This is a genomic window from Pseudomonas sp. PGPR N4 (genome assembly GCF_059693665.1).
Genome location: NZ_JCAUKV010000008.1, coordinates 261,916 through 279,746 on the forward strand (window position 1 = coordinate 261,916; position 17,831 = coordinate 279,746).

A 17,831-nucleotide genomic window follows, 5' to 3' on the forward strand; every position below is an offset into this window, starting at 1 on the left:
GGTGAACATAGACCAGAGGGCCGGCGCAGACGTGCGCAGCAGCCGCCCAGAGCGGTCCTTGTTCACCGTTAGTAAGGGAGATATAGCAGCCGTGCGGGAGCCAACCAGAGGCTTTCTGGGTTAATCCTTTTGTACAGTCGCCCTCATTTGAGGCCTAGCCGACGACATAAACGGCTGAGGTTTGCCCGGTCCAGACCGAGCTCGCGAGCCGCGCTCGCCCAGTTGTTCTGGTGCTTTTGCAGGCAGGCCTCGATCAGCTGGCGTTGATAACTATCGACGGCCGTACGCAGGTCGCCGTTCGTCGTCTGAATCGCATCGGCGGGCAGCTGCAGCGCCGCGGCTGGCATGGGCGCTACGCTGCGCAGGTCGAGGTCAGCGGCCTGCAGGGTGAGAATGCGCGGGCGCTGTGCTTGCTGGCCAAGCGCCTTGAGCGCTGAACGGCCAATGAGGTGTTCCAGCTCGCGCACGTTCCCTGGCCAGTCGTACGCCAGCAAGGCGGCCTGGGCTTCGCTGCTCAGACGCAGGCTGTTCAAGCCCAGGCGCGAGCGGTTTTGTTCGAGGAAGTAACCGGCCAGCAGCAGCACGTCGCGGCCGCGCTCGCGCAGCGGCGGCACCTGCAAGGGGTACACACTCAAGCGATGATAGAAGTCGGCGCGGTAACGGCCGTTGCGCACTTCGTCGGCGAGGTCGCGGTTGGTCGCGGCGATCAGGCGCACGTCGACATGGTGCTCGCGGTCCGAGCCGAGCCGTTGCAATTGGCCGCTTTGCAGCACTCGCAGCAGCTTGGCCTGGACCGTCAGCGACAGCTCGCCGACCTCATCCAGGAACAAGGTACCGCCGTTGGCCAGTTCGAACTTGCCGCGACGCTCGCCATGGGCGCCGGTGAAGGCGCCGCGGACATGGCCGAACAGCTCGCTCTCGACCAGGGTGTCCGGCAGCGCTGCGCAGTTGAGGCTGATCAGCGGCTTGTTGGCGCGGCTGCTGGCCTGGTGCAAGGCCTGGGCGACCAGCTCCTTGCCAACGCCGGTTTCGCCGGTGATCAACACGGTCAGGTCGCTGCTGCCGACCAGGCGGATTTCTTCGAGCAGATGGGTGTGGGCCTTGCTCTGGCCGATCAGCTCCTTGTCCTGGCCACTGGCCTGGCGATAGACCTCGGCTCGCTGGTGCTCGTCCTCGACGCGCAGGGCCAGGTGCTGAATCCGCTCGGCGACGGTGACCGTGGCGGCGGCGAGGCTGGCGAAGGCCTGCAAAGCTTCCAGTTCCAGGCTCTGAAACTGCCCCGGGGTCAGTGCATCGAGGGTCAGCAGACCCCACGGCTGCTCGTCGACCAGCAACGGGCAACCCATGCAGTCATGGACCTCCAGGTTGGCGTCAGGGGCATTGACCAGACCGTCGTACGGGTCGGGCAGGTCGCTGTCACTGGCGAAGCGGGTCGGTTCGCTGTGGCTGAGCAGAATCTTGAAGCGCGGATGCTCGCTGACCCGAAAGCGCCGGCCAAGGGTATCCGGGGCAAGCCCGTCGACCGCCAGCGGCACCAGCCATTCGCCATCCAACCGGAGCAACGCAGCCGCGTCGCAAGGCAGCAGGCTGCGCATGGCTTGCAGCAAGCGCCGGTAGCGTTCCTGGTCGGGCAGATCGCGGGACAGGTCGCTGACCAGCGGAAGAAGGGCAGTGAGCAGTGGCTTTGTGGTCATAAAGACTCCTTTTGGTCTTTATGACTATAGTCCGGGATTGGTCATTTTGACACTGCTTGCTTGAATGTCCCGGTTTTGCTGGGGCGGATAGTTGGCATGATAGCTGTAACAGCATCTGCATCTATTTGAAGCCCCTCAGGAGTTGCTGCAATGCTCAATGCCGACCAACGTGCAATCGTCAAAGCCACCGTACCGTTGCTTGAAAGCGGCGGGGAAGCGCTGACCACCCATTTCTATAAAATGATGCTCAGTGAATACCCAGAGGTACGTCCGCTGTTCAACCAGGCTCACCAGGCCAGCGGCGATCAACCGCGGGCGCTGGCCAATGGCGTACTGATGTATGCCCGCCATATCGACCAGCTCGAGCAACTGGGCGGTTTGGTCGGGCAGATCATCAACAAGCATGTCGCCTTGCAGATCTTGCCTGAGCACTACCCGATCGTCGGTCGCTGCTTGCTGCGCGCCATCGAGGAAGTATTGGGCAAGGACATCGCCACACCTGCGGTGATCGAGGCCTGGGCCGGTGCCTACGGCCAGCTGGCCGACATCCTCATCGGCGCTGAAGAAAGCCTGTATCAGCAGAAGGAGCACGCCACTGGCGGCTGGCGTGGCGCGCGTGAGTTTCGCTTGGTACGCCGCGAGCAGGAAAGCAGCGAGATCGTCTCGTTCTATTTTGCCGCGCAGGACGGCCAGCCGGTGCTCAAGGCCGAGCCTGGTCAGTACATCGGCCTGCAGCTGTTCATCGATGGCATCGAGCAGCGCCGCAACTATTCGCTGTCGGCACTGAGCGATGGCCAGCAGTACCGCATCAGCGTCAAGCGGGAGGCGGGCGGCAAGGTCTCCAACTATCTGCATGAGCAGCTGATGGTGGGCGATACGCTCAATCTGTTCCCACCGTCAGGCGACTTCACCCTGGCGGCTAGCGACAAGCCGTTGGTGCTGATCAGCGGTGGGGTCGGCATCACGCCGACCCTGGCCATGCTCGAAGCCGCCCTGACGACGCAGCGTCCGGTGCATTTCATTCATTGCGCACGTAATGGCGCAGTGCATGCCTTCCGCGACTGGGTAGACGCGCTGGCTGAGCGTCATCCGCAGCTCAAACGCTTTTACTGCTACGCCGAAGCGGGGCAGGGCGCAGACGCAGTGGGCTTGTTGAGCGAGCAGCAATTGGCCGCTTGGCTGCCGCAGGAGCGGGATGTCGATGCTTACTTCCTGGGGCCGAAGGCATTCATGGCGGCTGTCAAACGCCAGCTCAAAGGGCTGGGCGTGCCCGAGGCGCAGAGCCGTTACGAGTTCTTCGGGCCGGCGGCTGCGCTGGAGTAAACCCGTTGTTACAGCCGGCTCGCGCGATCACGGGCCGGCTGCAGCTTAATCTCGCTTTAATCCCGCTATCCTTCACTTGCGTGTGTCGAGGCGCCTGCGCCTGCCCGGCATTCGCCCGCCTATATACAGGGCCGTCGTTGAACTGAAGAGGTTTGGCTCGGTCCTAGTGTCTCCGGAGAGTGGCGCTTGCCGTTGTCTCGACGCATCCACGCTCATGGCCAGCGTGTAAACTGCCCAGCGGCTGGCCTGCGTGCTGTCACTCTCCCTCGAAGGAATCGGCAATGAACGAACAACTCTCGCGCCTGAACCGTGAACGGCGCTTTCTGGCCCTGCTGGGCCTGATCTGCCTGGCGCTGATTGGCGGCGCGCTGTATATGCAGATTGTCCTCGGCGAGGCGCCATGCCCGCTGTGCATCCTGCAACGCTATGCATTGCTGCTGATCGCGCTGTTTGCCTTCATCGGCGCGGCAATGCCCAACCGCCGGGGCCTGACCCTGTTCGAAGGGCTGGTGGTACTCAGTGCCATTGGCGGAATCGTTGCGGCTGGGCGCCATGTGTATATACTCGCCAACCCTGCGGTCAGTTGCGGTATCGATACCCTGCAACCGATCGTCGATGACTTGCCACTGGCCAAGGTCTGGCCACTGGCGTTCCAGGTCGAGGGTTTCTGCAGCACGCCATACCCTCCGCTGCTGGGTCTGTCGCTGGCACAATGGGCGCTGCTGGCGTTCGTGCTGACCGCGATTCTGGTGCCGGTAGGCATCTATCGCAACCGCAAACGGGCTTAGACCAAAGTACCGTTTGAGCGCAAGTCTGTTGCACGGCGAGAGAAGCCCCTTTTCTCGCCATTCGCTTGATCCAGATCAATGACAAAGCCTTGCAGGATAAGTGTTTCAGGCCTGTAGGATGGGGTGCGACAAACTGTCGCGAACCTGATTTTCCCTACTCCATTGTTACCGAATCTGCAAAAGACTGTTGCTCAATAAGTCATAGTCAAGGGTGGGCGACCTATCTACAATCGCCCCCAATTTCCGTTCGGCACTGCTTGCGAGTCGCAGGATTTGAAGGAAGCCACGGCCTCCTTTTTGCTGACTTCGTCAAGTTTCGCCCAACGGCGATACCGGGCGGACACCCCTCCGCGTTAACCCGCACCAAATGGACTTGGTACAGCTGTACGGGCCGTTTGCCTACACCATAAATACCGTTAAGCCCGCTAACCGCCCAGGTCCACGTTGAGGACCCCAGGCAGGAGCGAATTCGAGCCAAAATTGCTGACGCTTGGCAGGACGAAGTGTTGGTGACCAAAACACAAATTGCATTGAAGCAAGCTGATCTAGAGGTCGTGAGATGAGTAAAAAGCGTTACCCCAGACTGTTTGGCATATTGCCCTTTTTAGGCATGCTTTTACTCAGTGGGTGCAACTGGACCCTGCTCGACCCGAAGGGTCAGGTCGGCATTGAGCAAAAGAACCTTATCCTGATCGCTACCGGCCTGATGCTGCTGGTGGTTGTGCCGGTCATCATCATGACTTTGGCATTTGCCTGGAAGTATCGTGCTTCCAACAAGGCAGCCACCTACACCCCAGACTGGTCGCACTCGACCAAGATCGAACTGGCCGTGTGGATCATCCCGGTCATCATCATCGTTGCCTTGGGCTACGTGACCTACGTGTCCACGCACAAGCTGGATCCGTATCGTCCGCTGGATTCCGACGTGAAGCCGGTGCAGGTCGATGTGGTCGCGCTGGACTGGAAATGGCTGTTCATCTATCCGGAACAGGGCATTGCCACCGTCAACACGCTGGTCTTCCCGGCCAACACGCCGGTGAACTTCCGTGTGACCTCGGATGCTGTGATGAACTCGTTCTTCATCCCGGGTCTGGGCGGCCAGATCTACGCGATGGCGGGCATGACCACCAAACTGCACCTGATCGCCAACGAGAACGGTGTGTTTGACGGTATCAGCGCCAACTACAGCGGTGCTGGTTTCACCGGCATGAAGTTCAAGGCTACTGCCACTTCCCAGGCCGACTTCGAGAAGTGGGTTGCTGAAGTCAAGCAGTCGCCAAAAACGCTGAGCAAGGCTGAATACGAAGCCTTGGCCAAACCAAGCGAAAACCACCCAGTCACGCTGTACAGCGTGGCCTCGCCTGACCAGTTCCAGACCATCGTCGACAAGTACGAAGGCATGAACCGCGGTCGGCCGAACCACGAAGAACAAGGCAGCAAAGACCTGGCCACAACCCAGGGTGTGGAGTCGAGTAAGCAACCAGCTGCCGGGGCAGAGGAGTAAGAGATGTTCGGTAAATTAAGTCTGGAGGCGATCCCGTATCACGAGCCGATAGTCATGGTGACACTTGCCATGATCGCGCTGGGTGGTATCGCTGTAGTAGGTCTGATCACCTACTTCCGCAAGTGGACCTACTTGTGGACCGAGTGGCTGACGACTGTCGACCACAAGAAAATCGGCGTGATGTACATCATCGTCGCCATGATCATGCTGATCCGCGGCTTTGCCGACGCCATCATGATGCGTACCCAGCTGGCCGTGGCCACGGGTGGCGACACCGGCTATCTGCCGCCTGAACACTATGACCAGATCTTCACCGCGCACGGTGTGATCATGATCATCTTCATGGCGATGCCGTTCTTCACTGGTCTGATGAACCTTGCGGTTCCGCTGCAGATCGGTGCACGTGACGTGGCCTTCCCGTTCCTCAACTCCCTGAGCTTCTACCTGCTGCTGGCAGGCGTGCTGCTGGTCAACATCTCCCTGGGTGTTGGTGAGTTCGCCAAGACTGGCTGGGTTGCGTATCCGCCGCTTGCGGGTATTCAGTACAGTCCGGGCGTGGGTGTCGACTACTACATCTGGGCACTGCAGCTATCGGGTCTGGGGACAACGCTGACCGGCGTCAACTTCCTCGTCACCGTGATGAAAATGCGCGCGCCTGGCATGAAGCTGATGGACATGCCGATCTTCACCTGGACCTGCACCTGGGCCAACGTGCTGATCGTGGCTTCGTTCCCGATCCTGACCGCTGCGCTCGCTCTGCTGACTGTTGACCGTTATCTGGACTTCCATATCTTCACCAACGAGCTTGGTGGGAACCCGATGATGTACGTCAACCTGTTCTGGGCGTGGGGTCACCCTGAGGTTTACATTCTGATTCTGCCGGCCTTCGGCGTGTTCTCGGAAGTTACCTCGACGTTCTCTGGCAAACGCCTGTTCGGCCACCACTCGATGATCTATGCATCGGGCGCGATCGCCATTCTCGGCTTTGCAGTTTGGCTGCACCACTTCTTCACCATGGGGGCCGGCGCGAGCGTCAACACCTTCTTCGGCCTGGCGACGATGTTGATCTCCATCCCGACCGGTGTGAAGTTGTTCAACTGGCTGTTCACCATGTATCAAGGCCGCGTGCGCTTCACCGCGCCGATGCTGTGGACCCTGGGCTTCATGGTCACCTTCTCGATCGGTGGCATGACTGGCGTTCTGCTGGCCGTTCCAGGTGCTGACTTCGTGCTGCACAACAGCCTGTTCGTTATCGCTCACTTCCACAACGTGATCATCGGTGGTGCGGTATTCGGCTACATTGCCGGCTTCGCCTTCTGGTTCCCGAAAGCCTTTGGTTTCACCCTGAACGAGAAGTGGGGCAAAGCTGCCTTCTGGTTCTGGATCTCGGGCTTCTACGTTGCGTTCATGCCGCTGTACGCCCTGGGCTTCATGGGCATGACCCGTCGTCTGAACCACACCGAAAACCCACTGTGGGAACCCTACCTGTGGGTAGCGGTAGTCGGCGCCGTGCTGATCCTGTTCGGTATCGCTTGCCAGCTGATCCAGCTGTTCGTGTCGATCCGCGATCGCAACCAGAACCTGGACGTCACTGGCGATCCATGGGGTGGCCGTACGCTGGAGTGGTCGACTTCTTCGCCGCCGCCGTTCTACAACTTCGCTCACATGCCTGAGAGAGTTGGTCTGGACGCCTGGCACGAAGCCAAGGAAGCCGAAGTTGCGTACAAGGTTCCGGCCAAGTACGAAGCGATCCACATGCCAAGCAACACCTCTACCGGTCTGTTCATGGGCATGTTGTTGACCGTCTTCGGCTTTGCCTTCATCTGGCATATCTGGTGGCTGGTTGGCGCAAGCCTGGTAGCAACCATCGCAGTCTTCGTTCGCCACGCTGCACGTGACGACCAGGGCTACATGGTGCCGGCTGAAGAAGTGGCGCGCATCGAAGGCGAGCGCATGCAAGCGTTGGCCAAAGCAGGTGCTCTGCCTGCCGGCGCACGTGTCGAATCGTTTGAACGGGTGTAATCAATGTCCAGTCAAGTAATCCACGGTGACGCTCATGGTCATGACCATGGGCACGACGATCACCACCACGACTCGGGCCAGATGACCGTACTTGGTTTCTGGCTGTACCTGATGACCGACTGCATCCTGTTTGCGTCGCTCTTCGCCACCTACGCGGTGCTGTCCGGCGGTTTCGCCGGCGGCCCGTCGGGTCACGACATCTTCCAGCTCGACTTCGTGCTGGTTGAAACCGCGTTCCTGCTGCTGTCCTCGATCACCTTCGGCTTCGCCATGCTGAAGATGTTCGACGGCAACAAGGCAGGTGTACTGGGCTGGTTGGCTGTGACCTTCCTGTTCGGTGCTGGCTTCATCGCGATGGAAATCTATGAGTTCCATCACCTGATCTCTGAGGGTTACGGCCCGCAGCGCAGTGGCTTCCTGTCGGCGTTCTTCGCGCTGGTCGGTACCCACGGTCTGCACGTGACTGCCGGTCTGATCTGGATGGCGATCATGATGTATCAGATCAACAAGCACGGCATCACGCCGACTGCCAAGACCCGCATGAGCTGCCTGAGTCTGTTCTGGCACTTCCTCGACGTGGTCTGGATCTGCGTATTCACCGTCGTTTACCTGTTGGGGGTTCTGTAATGGCTAACGCACACGACACTCATCACGAAGGTAGCCACGGCAGCGTCAAGTCGTACATGGTCGGTTTCGTACTGTCGATCATCCTGACTGCGATCCCGTTCGGCCTGGTCATGTTCCCGACCTTTCCGAAGAACCTGACCGTCCTGATCGTGGTGGCCATGGCCGTCATTCAGGTAGTGGTACACCTGGTGTACTTCCTGCACATGGACCGCTCGAAAGAGCAGCGTTCCAATGTGTCGACGTTCCTGTTCACCATTCTGGTAATCGCGCTGCTGGTCGGCCTGTCGCTGTGGATCATGTTCAGCATCCACTTCGAAATGATGGCCAAGTGAGGTAAGACTGCATGTCACTGAAGCACTTTATCCAAATCACCAAACCGGGGATCATTTTCGGTAACGTGCTTTCCGTGGCAGGCGGTTTCTTCCTTGCCTCCAGCGGGCATGTGGATTTCGCCCTGTTCCTGGCGGTGGTTCTCGGTACCTCGATGGTGGTGGCGTCCGGTTGCGTGTTCAACAACTGCATCGACCGTGACATCGACATCAAGATGGAGCGCACCAAGAACCGCGTGATGGTCCAGGGCGGCATGTCGCTGCCGCTAGCGCTGATTTACGCCACCCTGCTTGGGCTGGGTGGTTTCAGCTTGCTGTACGTGCAGGCCAACCCGTTGGCGGCGTACTGCGCCCTGATCGGGTTCGTCGTCTACGTCGGTTTCTACAGCCTCTGGCTGAAGCGCAAATCGGTGCACGGCACCTTGGTTGGCAGCCTGTCCGGTGCCATGCCTCCGGTGATCGGCTACTGCGCCGTGAGCAACAGCTTCGACCTGGCTGCAGTGACCCTGCTGGTGATGTTCAGCCTGTGGCAGATGCCGCACAGCTTTGCCATCGCGATCTTCCGCTTCAAGGATTACAGCGCTGCCAATATTCCGGTTCTGCCGGTGGCGCGCGGTATCCTCGCGGCGAAAAAGCAGATCGTGCTGTACGTGCTGGCATTCGTCCTCGCTACCCTGATGCTGACCCTCGGCGGTTACGCCGGGCTCGGCTACATGGCGGTTGCCGCCGGTATGGGCCTGTACTGGTTGTACATGGCCTGGGGCGGCTACAAGGCTGAAGATGACAGCAAGTGGGCGCGCAAGGTATTCGGCTTCTCTATCCTCACCGTGACCGCCTTGAGCGTGATGATGTCGGTAGACAGCCAGACTGCTGCTGACGTGTTGATGACTTACGCCCGCTGAAGACATCTGTTGTGAAGAAGCCCTGGCCGTGTGTCGGGGCTTTTTTTTGCCTTGTTCATGGCAGTTCTTCCGCCTGCTCGGCACCGCCTCACACGCCATATGGTGTGCCTCCCTAGTCCCCAGGAGACATCCAGATGAGTGTATTTACGGCCTATTTCTGTGGCACCGGTTCCACCCGCTATGACACCGCCAACCCTGATTTCTGGAACGGCGAACTGGTCTCGACGTTGGCCCACAACGACCAAGGCCGGCTCTGGGCTGAGCAAATTGCTGTCGATGGCCCAGGCAGCGGCAACCTGCAGGACGATGACCTGTTCGTCAAGCCGGGCAGTTATTTCAACTGGACCGGTCAGCTGTTTGGCCGCGGCTGGGAAGAAAACGTCGCCCACGTGGTACAGGTGATCAAGGGCAAAACCAACTGGCAGCGCACCAAGCTCAGCAAAGAAGAGTACGAAGACCTGAAGAAACGCGGGGTTGAGGTCCCGGATGCCGAGGCTGGCTCTTCGTGGTTCTGGCGTATGTATGACTATGGCGACAGCTTTGCCAAGCAAGAGCTCTATCAGGAGATCATTACTCGCTTCCGCAAACCGCTGATTCCGACCCAGATCAATCTGGTCGGCTGGAGTCGCGGCGGCATCAGCTGCCATATGCTCGCCAATGCCTTGGCCAGCGACCCGGAACTCGAGCACATTCCGGTCAACATCTTTGCCATCGACCCCGTACCCGGGGTAGGCAATATCGACAAGCGCCGCGTACAGCTGGCCAGCAATGTGAAGGAGTACGTCGGCTTCTACTCGCGTGACGAGCGTTCAAAAGGCTTTGCCTGCGTTATACCGAGTGTGGCCGCGACTACTCGCATCCATGTCTTCCCTATGCACGGTCGGCATGCCACGTTGGTCGGTAACGCTTCGGTCGATGGTGCCGGCGGTGGCAAGCACCTCGATGAGCCGGGCTTGCTGGTGCGCCATTTTGCCGAAGTCTGCCTGACCCGTTGGGGCGTGAAGCTCAACAACCGGCTGCAGCTCAACGACATCCAGTTGATGCAGTATCACAAGGAAATGATCGCAGAGAACGAGCGCTACACAGCGATGCGCAAGAAGTCCTACACGGTGGTGACAGAGGGCAGTGCAGCAGACCGCTTTGTTCACTTCGGCACCGATGAAACGTCCTTCAGCAAGGTTACCGGCAGTGCATTCAAGCCCAGTGAAGGCTTGGCATTGGAGCGGGTAACCGTAGACAGCTACAAGGTACTACGCTGATCGAGCTGGCTGTTCAGCGCGCGCCACTGAGCAGCCGCTTCTGAGGAATTGTTTAATACGCCTGAAAATATATAAAAAAACAGAAAATTATCCTTTGCAGATAAATCATTTCGGCATTATTGTCTGATCTGGCCGCTACAGCGGCTAACGTCGCTCGGACGGTTCCGGGCGCTTACGTCTTCGAGGTACACATGGCCGACCAAGGTTCGCCGCGCCGCTTTGCGCGCATAGATCGTCTCCCGCCCTATGTTTTCAACATCACTGCCGAGCTGAAGATGGCTGCCCGCCGTCGTGGCGAGGACATCATTGATCTGAGCATGGGCAACCCCGATGGCGCCACGCCGCCGCACATCGTCGAGAAGCTGGTGCAGGTTGCCCAGCGTGACGACACTCATGGTTACTCCACCTCGCGCGGCATTCCGCGCCTGCGCCGGGCGATTTCGCGCTGGTATCAGGACCGCTATCAGGTCGATATCGATCCTGAGAGCGAGGCCATCGTCACCATTGGCTCGAAAGAGGGCTTGGCGCACTTGATGCTGGCCACCCTTGATCATGGCGACACGGTTCTGGTGCCCAACCCCAGTTATCCCATCCACATCTACGGTGCCGTGATCGCCGGTGCACAGGTGCGTTCGGTGCCGTTGGTGCCGGGGGTGGATTTCTTCACCGAGCTTGAGCGGGCGATCCGCGAGTCGATCCCCAAGCCGAAAATGATGATCCTGGGCTTCCCGTCCAACCCGACTGCGCAGTGTGTCGAGCTGGATTTCTTCGAGCGTGTGGTAGCGCTGGCCAAGCAATACGATGTGCTGGTCATCCACGATCTGGCCTATGCCGACATTGTCTACGACGGCTGGAAGGCCCCTTCGATCATGCAGGTGCCCGGTGCCAAGGACATCGCGGTGGAGTTCTTCACCCTGTCCAAAAGCTACAACATGGCCGGCTGGCGGATTGGTTTCATGGTCGGCAATCCAGAGCTGGTCAGCGCCTTGGGCCGGATCAAGAGCTATCACGATTACGGCACCTTCACCCCGCTGCAGGTAGCGGCCATTGCCGCCCTTGAGGGTGATCAGCAATGCGTGCGCGACATCGCCGAGCAATACCGCCAGCGCCGCAACCTGTTGGTCAAGGGTTTGCACGAGCTGGGCTGGATGGTCGAGAACCCCAAGGCCTCGATGTACATCTGGGCGAAGATACCCGAGGCGTACGCACACCTGGGCTCGCTGGAGTTCGCGAAGAAGCTGCTGGCCGAGGCCAAGGTCTGCGTATCACCAGGGATTGGTTTCGGCGATTACGGCGATGACCATGTACGCTTTGCCCTGATCGAAAACCAGGACCGCATCCGTCAGGCGATTCGTGGCATTCGCCAGATGTTCCGGGCGGATGGGCTGACCGCCAAGTAACCGCTTCGCACGTTCAACAGCCAACCGACATGCCGCCGATCAGCGGCATGTTTTTTTTCATATACCCTCTTCTCAGCCACCCCCGGTTGGATCAACAATGGCGCCGCGGGCCAAGCCCCGATAACAACAACTCTCCCTCCCTGGCGACCATGTCCGAATATAACCCTTGCCTTGACTGCGGCGCGTGCTGCGGGTACTTCCGTGTGTCCTTCTTCTGGGGCGAATGCCAGTCATCGGGCGGTGTCGTGCCGGACGATCTGGTGGTGCAGATCACCCCAAGCCGGGTCGCCATGATCGGCACCGACGCCAAGCCGTGCCGCTGCATCAGCCTCGATGGCGAGATTGGCAAGCAGGTGGGGTGCAGCATCTACGCCAACCGTTCCACGCCCTGTCGCGAGTTCGAGGCGTCCTGGGTCGATGGCGTGCACAATCCCAGTTGCGACGCAGCCCGTGCTGCCTATGGGTTACCGCCGCTGGAGGCCAATGAGCCGCACTGGCCAGATGAAGGCGCCGAGGTGGCGTGATTGCACTGGGTTGAAAATGCCCGGTGACCCTGGGGTCCGACTGACGCTAGACTGTCATCTTTCCAGCGATGGACAGGAGGTCCGGCGTGACCCAGCCCCGCAGTTTCCCCTCTGACTTGCTCCTTGAAAGCCCGCGCCTGCAACTGCGCCCGATGCGTCATGCCGACGCCGCGCAGTGGTTGGAGATGATGGCCGACCCGCAGGTCATGCGTTACTGGCACCACGCCCCGTGGCAGGACCTGGCTGAGGCGCAAAGCGCTCTGGCGGCAGACCGCGAAGCGTACGCCAAGGGCGAGCAACTCAAGCTTGGCATGTACCGGCGCGACACCGGGGCGCTGATCGGCATGGTCCAGCTGTTCAACATCGACGACGTCTCCCGTCGCGGCGAAATCGGCTATTGCCTAGCCAGCAGCGTGCAGGGCCGCGGCTATATGGACGAAGCACTGACCTGCTTTATCGATTACCTTGCGCACACGCTGCACCTGCGCCGCCTGGAAGGTGAAATCGACCCGCGCAATCAGGGCTCGGCACGTACCCTCGAGCGTCAGGGCTTTGTCCTTGAAGGCACCCTGCGGGCACGTTGGTGCGTGGCGGGGGAGTTGTCCGATTCGGGTATCTACGGCTTGTTGCTGGAGCCACCGGTTGCCTGATATGACGGTGAATGACGGTCGGGTGAACGCCGGTCGCCGCTGGTTCCTGCAGTTGCCCACGTTCTATATCGCCCTGAGCCTGTTGCTGTTCCTCTGCAGTCTGGCATTTGACGGTGTCTACCTGAGCGCGGGGCGGCATATGCCCGCCTTGCAGATCCTGCTATACGGGCCTTGGGGGATTCCGTTCGAGCACTACCAGTGGTTTGCCAATCCTTTGTTGGCCCTGGCCGTGCTCAGCCACCGGCGCTTTCGCCGGCTGGCACTGGTGCTGGGCCTCGCCGCGCTGTATCTGGCGGCGAGCAGCCTGGGCATCGATCGCCTGCCGGACAATCGCAGCTATGCCTTCCAGGACCTGATTGGTTTTGGCGCGGGCTTTTACCTGTGGCTGGCGGCAATCGCGTTGTTCTGCGCAGGGCAGGCCTGGTGGTGCTGGAAGGCCCGCAGTGCCGCGCAAATGCCAGGATGGCGCTGGCTCGACGTGGCCTTGATCGCCGCGTTGGGGGTGACGGTGTACGTGGCCACCGAAATGCCCTCGCTGCGCTTTCAAGTGGAAAGAGTGCTGGACCCGCCCATTCAACCGCAGGCCTTCTGACCGGTCTGTTGTCAGCGCGCAGTGCCCCACTGCACCAGCAGCATGCCGAGCACGATCATGCCCACGCCGGCCAGCCTGAGACTGTTGACGGGTTTTTCCGGCAGGCCCATCAAGCCCCATTGATCGATCAGCAATGAGGACAGTACCTGCCCGGCGATCACGCAGACGATAAACCCTGCCGCACCCAAGCGCGGTGTGAGGATCAGCGCAGCAGTGATGTACAACACGCCTGCCAATCCTCCCAGCCAGGCCCACCACGGCGCCTGGGTCAGATTCTGCAGCTGCGGCAGCGGTGTCCGCAGCACCAGCAATGCCGGTATCAGCAGCATCAGGCTGACCAATAACGAAACCCCCGCGGCCCATAACGGATGCCCCAGCAGTCGGCCGAGGGCGGCGTTGCTGCCTGCCTGGAACGGCACAGCTGCGCCGGCCAGCAGGGCGATCAGCATGGGAAGCAGGACAGACAAGGTAAGTGCATGCGGCATTGGGATGCTCCTGAAGAAATCACTGGCTGCAGTCTGTGTTATCCATTTCAATGATGGAAATTCGAACTCCGCACAGTTGGTATTCGCTAGATGGATGATCTGCGCCGCATCGACCTCAATCTGCTGCTGACGCTAAACGCGCTGCTCAGTGAGCAGCACGTGTCCCGCGCCGCGTTGCGTCTGCATCGCAGCCAGCCTGCGGTGAGCCATGCGCTGGCTCAGTTGCGAGAAATCTTTGCCGATCCGCTGTTGGTGCGGCGTGGCGGCAGGCTGCAGCTGAGCCCTCGTGCGCAATCCCTGCGCGAGCCTTTGCAGCATGCGTTGCAGCAGTTGGACGGTCTGCTTGGCAGTCCTGGCTTTGAGGCCGGCAAATCGCGTCGTACTTTTCGCCTGTCGATGTCGGACTATGGCGCCAGGGTGTTGCTGCCCGGCCTGTTACGGCAGGTCCGCGAAGAGGCGCCCGGTGTCGACCTGGTGGTCTCGCAGGGCAGCCGGGAGGCCATGCTGGGGCAATTGATCGACGGAGAAGTGGATCTGGCGCTCGGCGTGTTCCCCGATTGGCCGGCTGAAGTGCAGCGCCAGGTGCTGTTCGAAGAAAGTTTTATCTGTGTGGCCGACCGCAGGGCCCTGCCGCAGCGCGCAGGGCTGAGCTTGAGTCAGTGGTTGCAGCGCCCCCACGTGCTGGTTGCGGTGCGGCCGGGCATCGACAATGAGATCGATCGCGCCCTGCAGCAGGTGGGCGAGCAACGGCGGATTGCCTTGACGCTGCCGCACTGGGGCGTAGCGCAGACACTGTTGGTTGGTACCGATCTGATACTTACGGTGGCGCGGCGCAGCCTCAGCGGGGCTCGTCTGGACCCGGCGCTGCGTACCTTCGCCCCGCCATTGGCGATCGCACCTTTTGCTTTTGCCCAGGCGTGGCATGCGCGCCGGGAAGGCGACGCCGGCCATGCCTGGTTGCGTGCGCGGGTGGCGAGCATCTGTCAGAACACGGAGTGAGCCGAGTGGGTTTGGTCTGATTGTTGCCGTTGGTAGCCGGCCTTGGGTGGGGAAGTGCTAGGCTGGTCGCCGTCACTCATCCGCGAGACTTGCTCATGCGTAACCGCACTACTATCGTCATGACCTTGATCCTGGGTTGCTCGAGCGCAGCCGCGAGCGCCGACGACTTTTCCACCAGTTATACCGAGTGTATGGACAAGGCCTCCAGTACTGTTGCCATGAGCAGCTGTATCCATAGCGAGACCAGCCTGCAGGATCAGCGTCTGAACCGTGTCTACAAGCAGTTGCAGGCAAAGCTTGCAGGCGATGCGCAGAAGGCCTTGCGCACGGCGCAGCGCAGCTGGATCAAGTATCGCGATGACAACTGCGCCCTCCATAGCCAGGCCAGCGGTGGCACCCTGCGCCAGATCGAGGCCGGCACATGTGTGATGGGCATGACCCGCGACCGTGCCGCGGAGCTTGAGCGGATACTCAGCCCGGGGCAATGACTGGCTGGCCTTGGATGATTAGTCCGTGGTTACCTGGCCGCACTGGGCTTCGCGCTGCATCGACTCCAGATTGCGCTCGATGGTTTCGCAGATGGTGTCCATCTGGATCTGATGCTCGCTGAAACGGAACGGGCTCTGCAGGTCGGAGCCGATCCGCTCGATCGCCAGCAGCATGAAGCCCACCACGGTCGAGGCCAGTGGGGTGAACCAGCCCAGCGACTCGACCAGGCCGATCGGCACGATCAGGCAGAACAGCGAAAGGAACAACCGCGGGAAGTACACATAAGGGTAGGGCAATGGCGTGTTGGCGATCCGCTCCATCCCGCCTTGCGCGTTGGACAGGTCGACCAGGGTCGACTCCAGCCTGGCCAGGCGAATGCTGTCCAGCCGGCCGGCCTTGTATTCGCGGGCGAGCAAGGCGGCCGAGCCGCTGAGGATGTCATTGGCGAAGTTGTTCGAGCGATTACGCCGCTCGAATTCCTTGGGTGGGATAAACGCCATCAGCTCGTCTGGGCATGCTTCCCCCTTCAAGTGCGCCGCCAGGCAATTCACGTAGGCGACATGCCGGCGTAACAAGGTAGCCTTGATCGGGTTCAAGCCCTCATCGCCGTCATCAATGAGGGTCAGCACCTGGCGCGCGAAACTGCGCGAGCTGTTGACCAGCGCGCCCCACAGGGTGCGTGCCTCCCACCAGCGGTTATAGGCACTGCTGTTACGGAAGCTGACCAGCACCACCAGAGCAGAGCCGAGCAACGTCAGTGGCATCAGCGGCAAGGTGAACTTGCTGTTGAAGAACAGCATGAAATCGATTGTGACCAGGACATCCCAGATCAACAGCCAGAACAGCGACCAACCGATATAGCCGAAGGTCTTCGCCACCAGGCGCAGCTTGCGGGCGATGAGTTGTTTCACGCGGTAGACCTCGAACGGAGTGGATGCAGATCCGACGCCGGACGAGGTCCAAGGTTCGCGGCTGTTGGTCGGGGCGCTGTAACCAAACGTTTTCACGCTTGGTTCATCGTGCTGTGGCAGCGACTACCATGCCTCTGACCGGCGTCACTGGCAGTTGCGGCCTGCCCTTCTTGGCCAGCAGATGCTGATAACGCCGCCATTCCTTGTCGATCTCGCTGTAGGACATGAACACACTGATGTGCTCGCTGCTGGCCAGGTCGGCGCGGTCATGTGCTTGCACTTCGTCCCTGGACAGATAAGCGATATTGATACCCAGCACCTTGCCGTCGTCGGCAAACACCGGGCCGCCCGACATGCCTTTGGTAATAGGGCCGTCATGCACGCCATAGAACACGCTGCCCTTGGTACCTTGCAGGCGCACCAGTGATGGCAATGCGTGGCCTTTGCCTTGCATCGGCATCATCAGGCTGTTGAAACCGACGGCTGTCACAGCTTCGCCAGGCACATACTGGCGCCACAGCGGAACCTGGGTTGCCTTGTGCTTGAAGAACACCACATCGCCCAGGCCTTCATGGACAATGTTCGGCAGAAACGGGGTGTGTTTGGCGGTGACGGCGTAGTCCTCGTTCCACTGAATGGCAGAGGCCATCAACAGCATCGGCAGCGGGCCGCGCGAGGTGACTACGAAAGCCTGATCATAGACCGGATCAGATACATACGAGGTTGGCACTCCATTGCACCCACTCAGCAGCATCATTGCTGCCAGACAGGGCACGATTTTGCTCATGAATCACACACACAAGAATGGAACGCCAATATGGCGATGAGCCATCACCAAGGCAATACTTTATTGCTATACCCGACGAGCGACAGCTTAAGGTGTAGATGGCCACTGGCCCAATTGATTCGGCGGATGCCTGCGGCTGCTGCCGCCAGCATACGGGCGCCAGTGTTTTGCCTGGCGGGTGTGGCGCGGGCAGACCGCTCTTCTATATAGAGAGGAATCGCAGTGGAGGCTGGCTGTATGCGACCCGCCATAAAAAATGCGGGAGGGGGGTTGACCGGCTTTTTCTATCCTGTATTATTCGCCTCCCGCTAGCGAGAAGCTTCAAGCTGATCCTGGCGCAAGCAACTGATTTGATTGAACAAATCAAAAATAAAAGGTTGCTAAGTGAGATGAGCTTCTGTAGGATGCGCATCTCGGTTGAGACAACAAGTTCTTAACCAATCGCTCTTTAACAAATTGAATCAAGCAATTCGTGTGGGTGCTTGTGAGTACGGTTTGATAGTCGCCAAGATTATCAGCATCACAAGTGGCCACATGAGAAATCAT

General features: G+C 60.0%; 18 protein-coding genes. 14 read left to right on the plus strand and 4 right to left on the minus strand.

Annotation, left to right across the window (positions count from 1 at the left end; all coding sequences use genetic code 11):
- Positions 1-143: 143 nt before the first annotated feature.
- Complete coding sequence (norR, locus tag AC58X1_RS24425) at positions 144-1,694, minus strand: nitric oxide reductase transcriptional regulator NorR (protein ID WP_497429600.1); 1,551 nt, start codon at positions 1,692-1,694, stop codon at positions 144-146.
- 150 nt (positions 1,695-1,844) lie between these two features.
- On the opposite strand from norR, the gene hmpA reads away from it, so the two are divergent.
- From hmpA to AC58X1_RS24485, 12 genes are all read left to right on the plus strand, one after another.
- Positions 1,845-3,017 (plus strand): NO-inducible flavohemoprotein, encoded by a 1,173-nt coding sequence (gene hmpA / locus AC58X1_RS24430; protein WP_497429601.1) that lies wholly within the window; start codon positions 1,845-1,847, stop codon positions 3,015-3,017.
- 281 nt (positions 3,018-3,298) lie between these two features.
- Complete coding sequence (locus AC58X1_RS24435) at positions 3,299-3,805, plus strand: disulfide bond formation protein B (protein WP_101316636.1); 507 nt, start codon at positions 3,299-3,301, stop codon at positions 3,803-3,805.
- Between the two features lie 559 nt (positions 3,806-4,364).
- On the plus strand, positions 4,365-5,309 hold the full coding sequence (gene cyoA, locus AC58X1_RS24440; protein WP_101316638.1) for a ubiquinol oxidase subunit II: 945 nt from the start codon (positions 4,365-4,367) through the stop codon (positions 5,307-5,309).
- A 3-nt stretch (positions 5,310-5,312) separates the two neighbouring features.
- On the plus strand, positions 5,313-7,331 hold the full coding sequence (gene cyoB, locus AC58X1_RS24445) for a cytochrome o ubiquinol oxidase subunit I (RefSeq protein WP_497429602.1): 2,019 nt from the start codon (positions 5,313-5,315) through the stop codon (positions 7,329-7,331).
- Between the two features lie 3 nt (positions 7,332-7,334).
- The gene (locus AC58X1_RS24450) at positions 7,335-7,958 is read left to right on the plus strand and encodes a cytochrome o ubiquinol oxidase subunit III (protein WP_101316642.1); all 624 of its coding nucleotides are present in this window, start codon (positions 7,335-7,337) and stop codon (positions 7,956-7,958) included.
- On the plus strand, positions 7,958-8,290 hold the full coding sequence (gene cyoD, locus AC58X1_RS24455) for a cytochrome o ubiquinol oxidase subunit IV (protein ID WP_150570092.1): 333 nt from the start codon (positions 7,958-7,960) through the stop codon (positions 8,288-8,290). The genes AC58X1_RS24450 and cyoD overlap by 1 nt, the downstream gene beginning before the upstream one ends.
- Before the next feature lie 11 nt (positions 8,291-8,301).
- Positions 8,302-9,189, plus strand: a complete 888-nt coding sequence (gene cyoE / locus AC58X1_RS24460) for a heme o synthase (RefSeq protein WP_103436097.1) — start codon at positions 8,302-8,304, stop codon at positions 9,187-9,189.
- A 134-nt stretch (positions 9,190-9,323) separates the two neighbouring features.
- The gene (locus AC58X1_RS24465; protein ID WP_497429603.1) at positions 9,324-10,448 is read left to right on the plus strand and encodes a hypothetical protein; all 1,125 of its coding nucleotides are present in this window, start codon (positions 9,324-9,326) and stop codon (positions 10,446-10,448) included.
- 191 nt (positions 10,449-10,639) lie between these two features.
- On the plus strand, positions 10,640-11,848 hold the full coding sequence (alaC, locus tag AC58X1_RS24470) for an alanine transaminase (protein WP_101316650.1): 1,209 nt from the start codon (positions 10,640-10,642) through the stop codon (positions 11,846-11,848).
- Between the two features lie 149 nt (positions 11,849-11,997).
- Positions 11,998-12,372 (plus strand): YkgJ family cysteine cluster protein, encoded by a 375-nt coding sequence (locus AC58X1_RS24475; protein ID WP_103438698.1) that lies wholly within the window; start codon positions 11,998-12,000, stop codon positions 12,370-12,372.
- Positions 12,373-12,458: 86 nt separating this feature from the next.
- The gene (locus AC58X1_RS24480) at positions 12,459-13,022 is read left to right on the plus strand and encodes a GNAT family N-acetyltransferase (RefSeq protein ID WP_101316654.1); all 564 of its coding nucleotides are present in this window, start codon (positions 12,459-12,461) and stop codon (positions 13,020-13,022) included.
- A 52-nt stretch (positions 13,023-13,074) separates the two neighbouring features.
- The gene (locus AC58X1_RS24485; RefSeq protein WP_150570100.1) at positions 13,075-13,614 is read left to right on the plus strand and encodes a hypothetical protein; all 540 of its coding nucleotides are present in this window, start codon (positions 13,075-13,077) and stop codon (positions 13,612-13,614) included.
- Between the two features lie 11 nt (positions 13,615-13,625).
- Here AC58X1_RS24485 and AC58X1_RS24490 read toward each other — a convergent pair whose 3' ends face one another.
- Entirely contained in the window at positions 13,626-14,099 is a 474-nt protein-coding gene (locus AC58X1_RS24490; protein WP_497429604.1) for a DMT family transporter, read from the minus strand.
- 90 nt (positions 14,100-14,189) lie between these two features.
- On the opposite strand from AC58X1_RS24490, the gene AC58X1_RS24495 reads away from it, so the two are divergent.
- On the plus strand, positions 14,190-15,098 hold the full coding sequence (locus AC58X1_RS24495; RefSeq protein ID WP_497429605.1) for a LysR family transcriptional regulator: 909 nt from the start codon (positions 14,190-14,192) through the stop codon (positions 15,096-15,098).
- Between the two features lie 95 nt (positions 15,099-15,193).
- Complete coding sequence (locus AC58X1_RS24500) at positions 15,194-15,586, plus strand: lysozyme inhibitor LprI family protein (protein WP_497429606.1); 393 nt, start codon at positions 15,194-15,196, stop codon at positions 15,584-15,586.
- An 18-nt stretch (positions 15,587-15,604) separates the two neighbouring features.
- Here AC58X1_RS24500 and AC58X1_RS24505 read toward each other — a convergent pair whose 3' ends face one another.
- Positions 15,605-16,498: a bestrophin family protein gene (locus AC58X1_RS24505; RefSeq protein ID WP_220633113.1), complete on the minus strand. Its 894-nt coding sequence runs from the start codon at positions 16,496-16,498 to the stop codon at positions 15,605-15,607.
- A gap of 103 nt (positions 16,499-16,601) precedes the next feature.
- Positions 16,602-17,252 (minus strand): trypsin-like peptidase domain-containing protein, encoded by a 651-nt coding sequence (locus AC58X1_RS24510; protein WP_101322947.1) that lies wholly within the window; start codon positions 17,250-17,252, stop codon positions 16,602-16,604.
- Positions 17,253-17,831 lie beyond the last annotated feature (579 nt).

Bases quoted from the DNA above. Each gene is read 5' to 3' on its own strand.
- cyoA (WP_101316638.1), top strand. From the start codon at position 4,365: ATGAGTAAAAAGCGTTACCCCAGACTGTTTGGCATATTGCCCTTTTTA.
- AC58X1_RS24510 (WP_101322947.1), bottom strand. From the start codon at position 17,252: ATGCTGCTGAGTGGGTGCAATGGAGTGCCAACCTCGTATGTATCTGAT.
- AC58X1_RS24495 (WP_497429605.1), top strand. From the start codon at position 14,190: ATGGATGATCTGCGCCGCATCGACCTCAATCTGCTGCTGACGCTAAAC.
- AC58X1_RS24435 (WP_101316636.1), top strand. From the start codon at position 3,299: ATGAACGAACAACTCTCGCGCCTGAACCGTGAACGGCGCTTTCTGGCC.
- AC58X1_RS24450 (WP_101316642.1), top strand. From the start codon at position 7,335: ATGTCCAGTCAAGTAATCCACGGTGACGCTCATGGTCATGACCATGGG.
- AC58X1_RS24475 (WP_103438698.1), top strand. From the start codon at position 11,998: ATGTCCGAATATAACCCTTGCCTTGACTGCGGCGCGTGCTGCGGGTAC.
- AC58X1_RS24500 (WP_497429606.1), top strand. From the start codon at position 15,194: ATGCGTAACCGCACTACTATCGTCATGACCTTGATCCTGGGTTGCTCG.
- hmpA (WP_497429601.1), top strand. From the start codon at position 1,845: ATGCTCAATGCCGACCAACGTGCAATCGTCAAAGCCACCGTACCGTTG.
- cyoD (WP_150570092.1), top strand. From the start codon at position 7,958: ATGGCTAACGCACACGACACTCATCACGAAGGTAGCCACGGCAGCGTC.
- cyoB (WP_497429602.1), top strand. From the start codon at position 5,313: ATGTTCGGTAAATTAAGTCTGGAGGCGATCCCGTATCACGAGCCGATA.
- cyoE (WP_103436097.1), top strand. From the start codon at position 8,302: ATGTCACTGAAGCACTTTATCCAAATCACCAAACCGGGGATCATTTTC.
- AC58X1_RS24465 (WP_497429603.1), top strand. From the start codon at position 9,324: ATGAGTGTATTTACGGCCTATTTCTGTGGCACCGGTTCCACCCGCTAT.
- alaC (WP_101316650.1), top strand. From the start codon at position 10,640: ATGGCCGACCAAGGTTCGCCGCGCCGCTTTGCGCGCATAGATCGTCTC.
- norR (WP_497429600.1), bottom strand. From the start codon at position 1,694: ATGACCACAAAGCCACTGCTCACTGCCCTTCTTCCGCTGGTCAGCGAC.
- AC58X1_RS24490 (WP_497429604.1), bottom strand. From the start codon at position 14,099: ATGCCGCATGCACTTACCTTGTCTGTCCTGCTTCCCATGCTGATCGCC.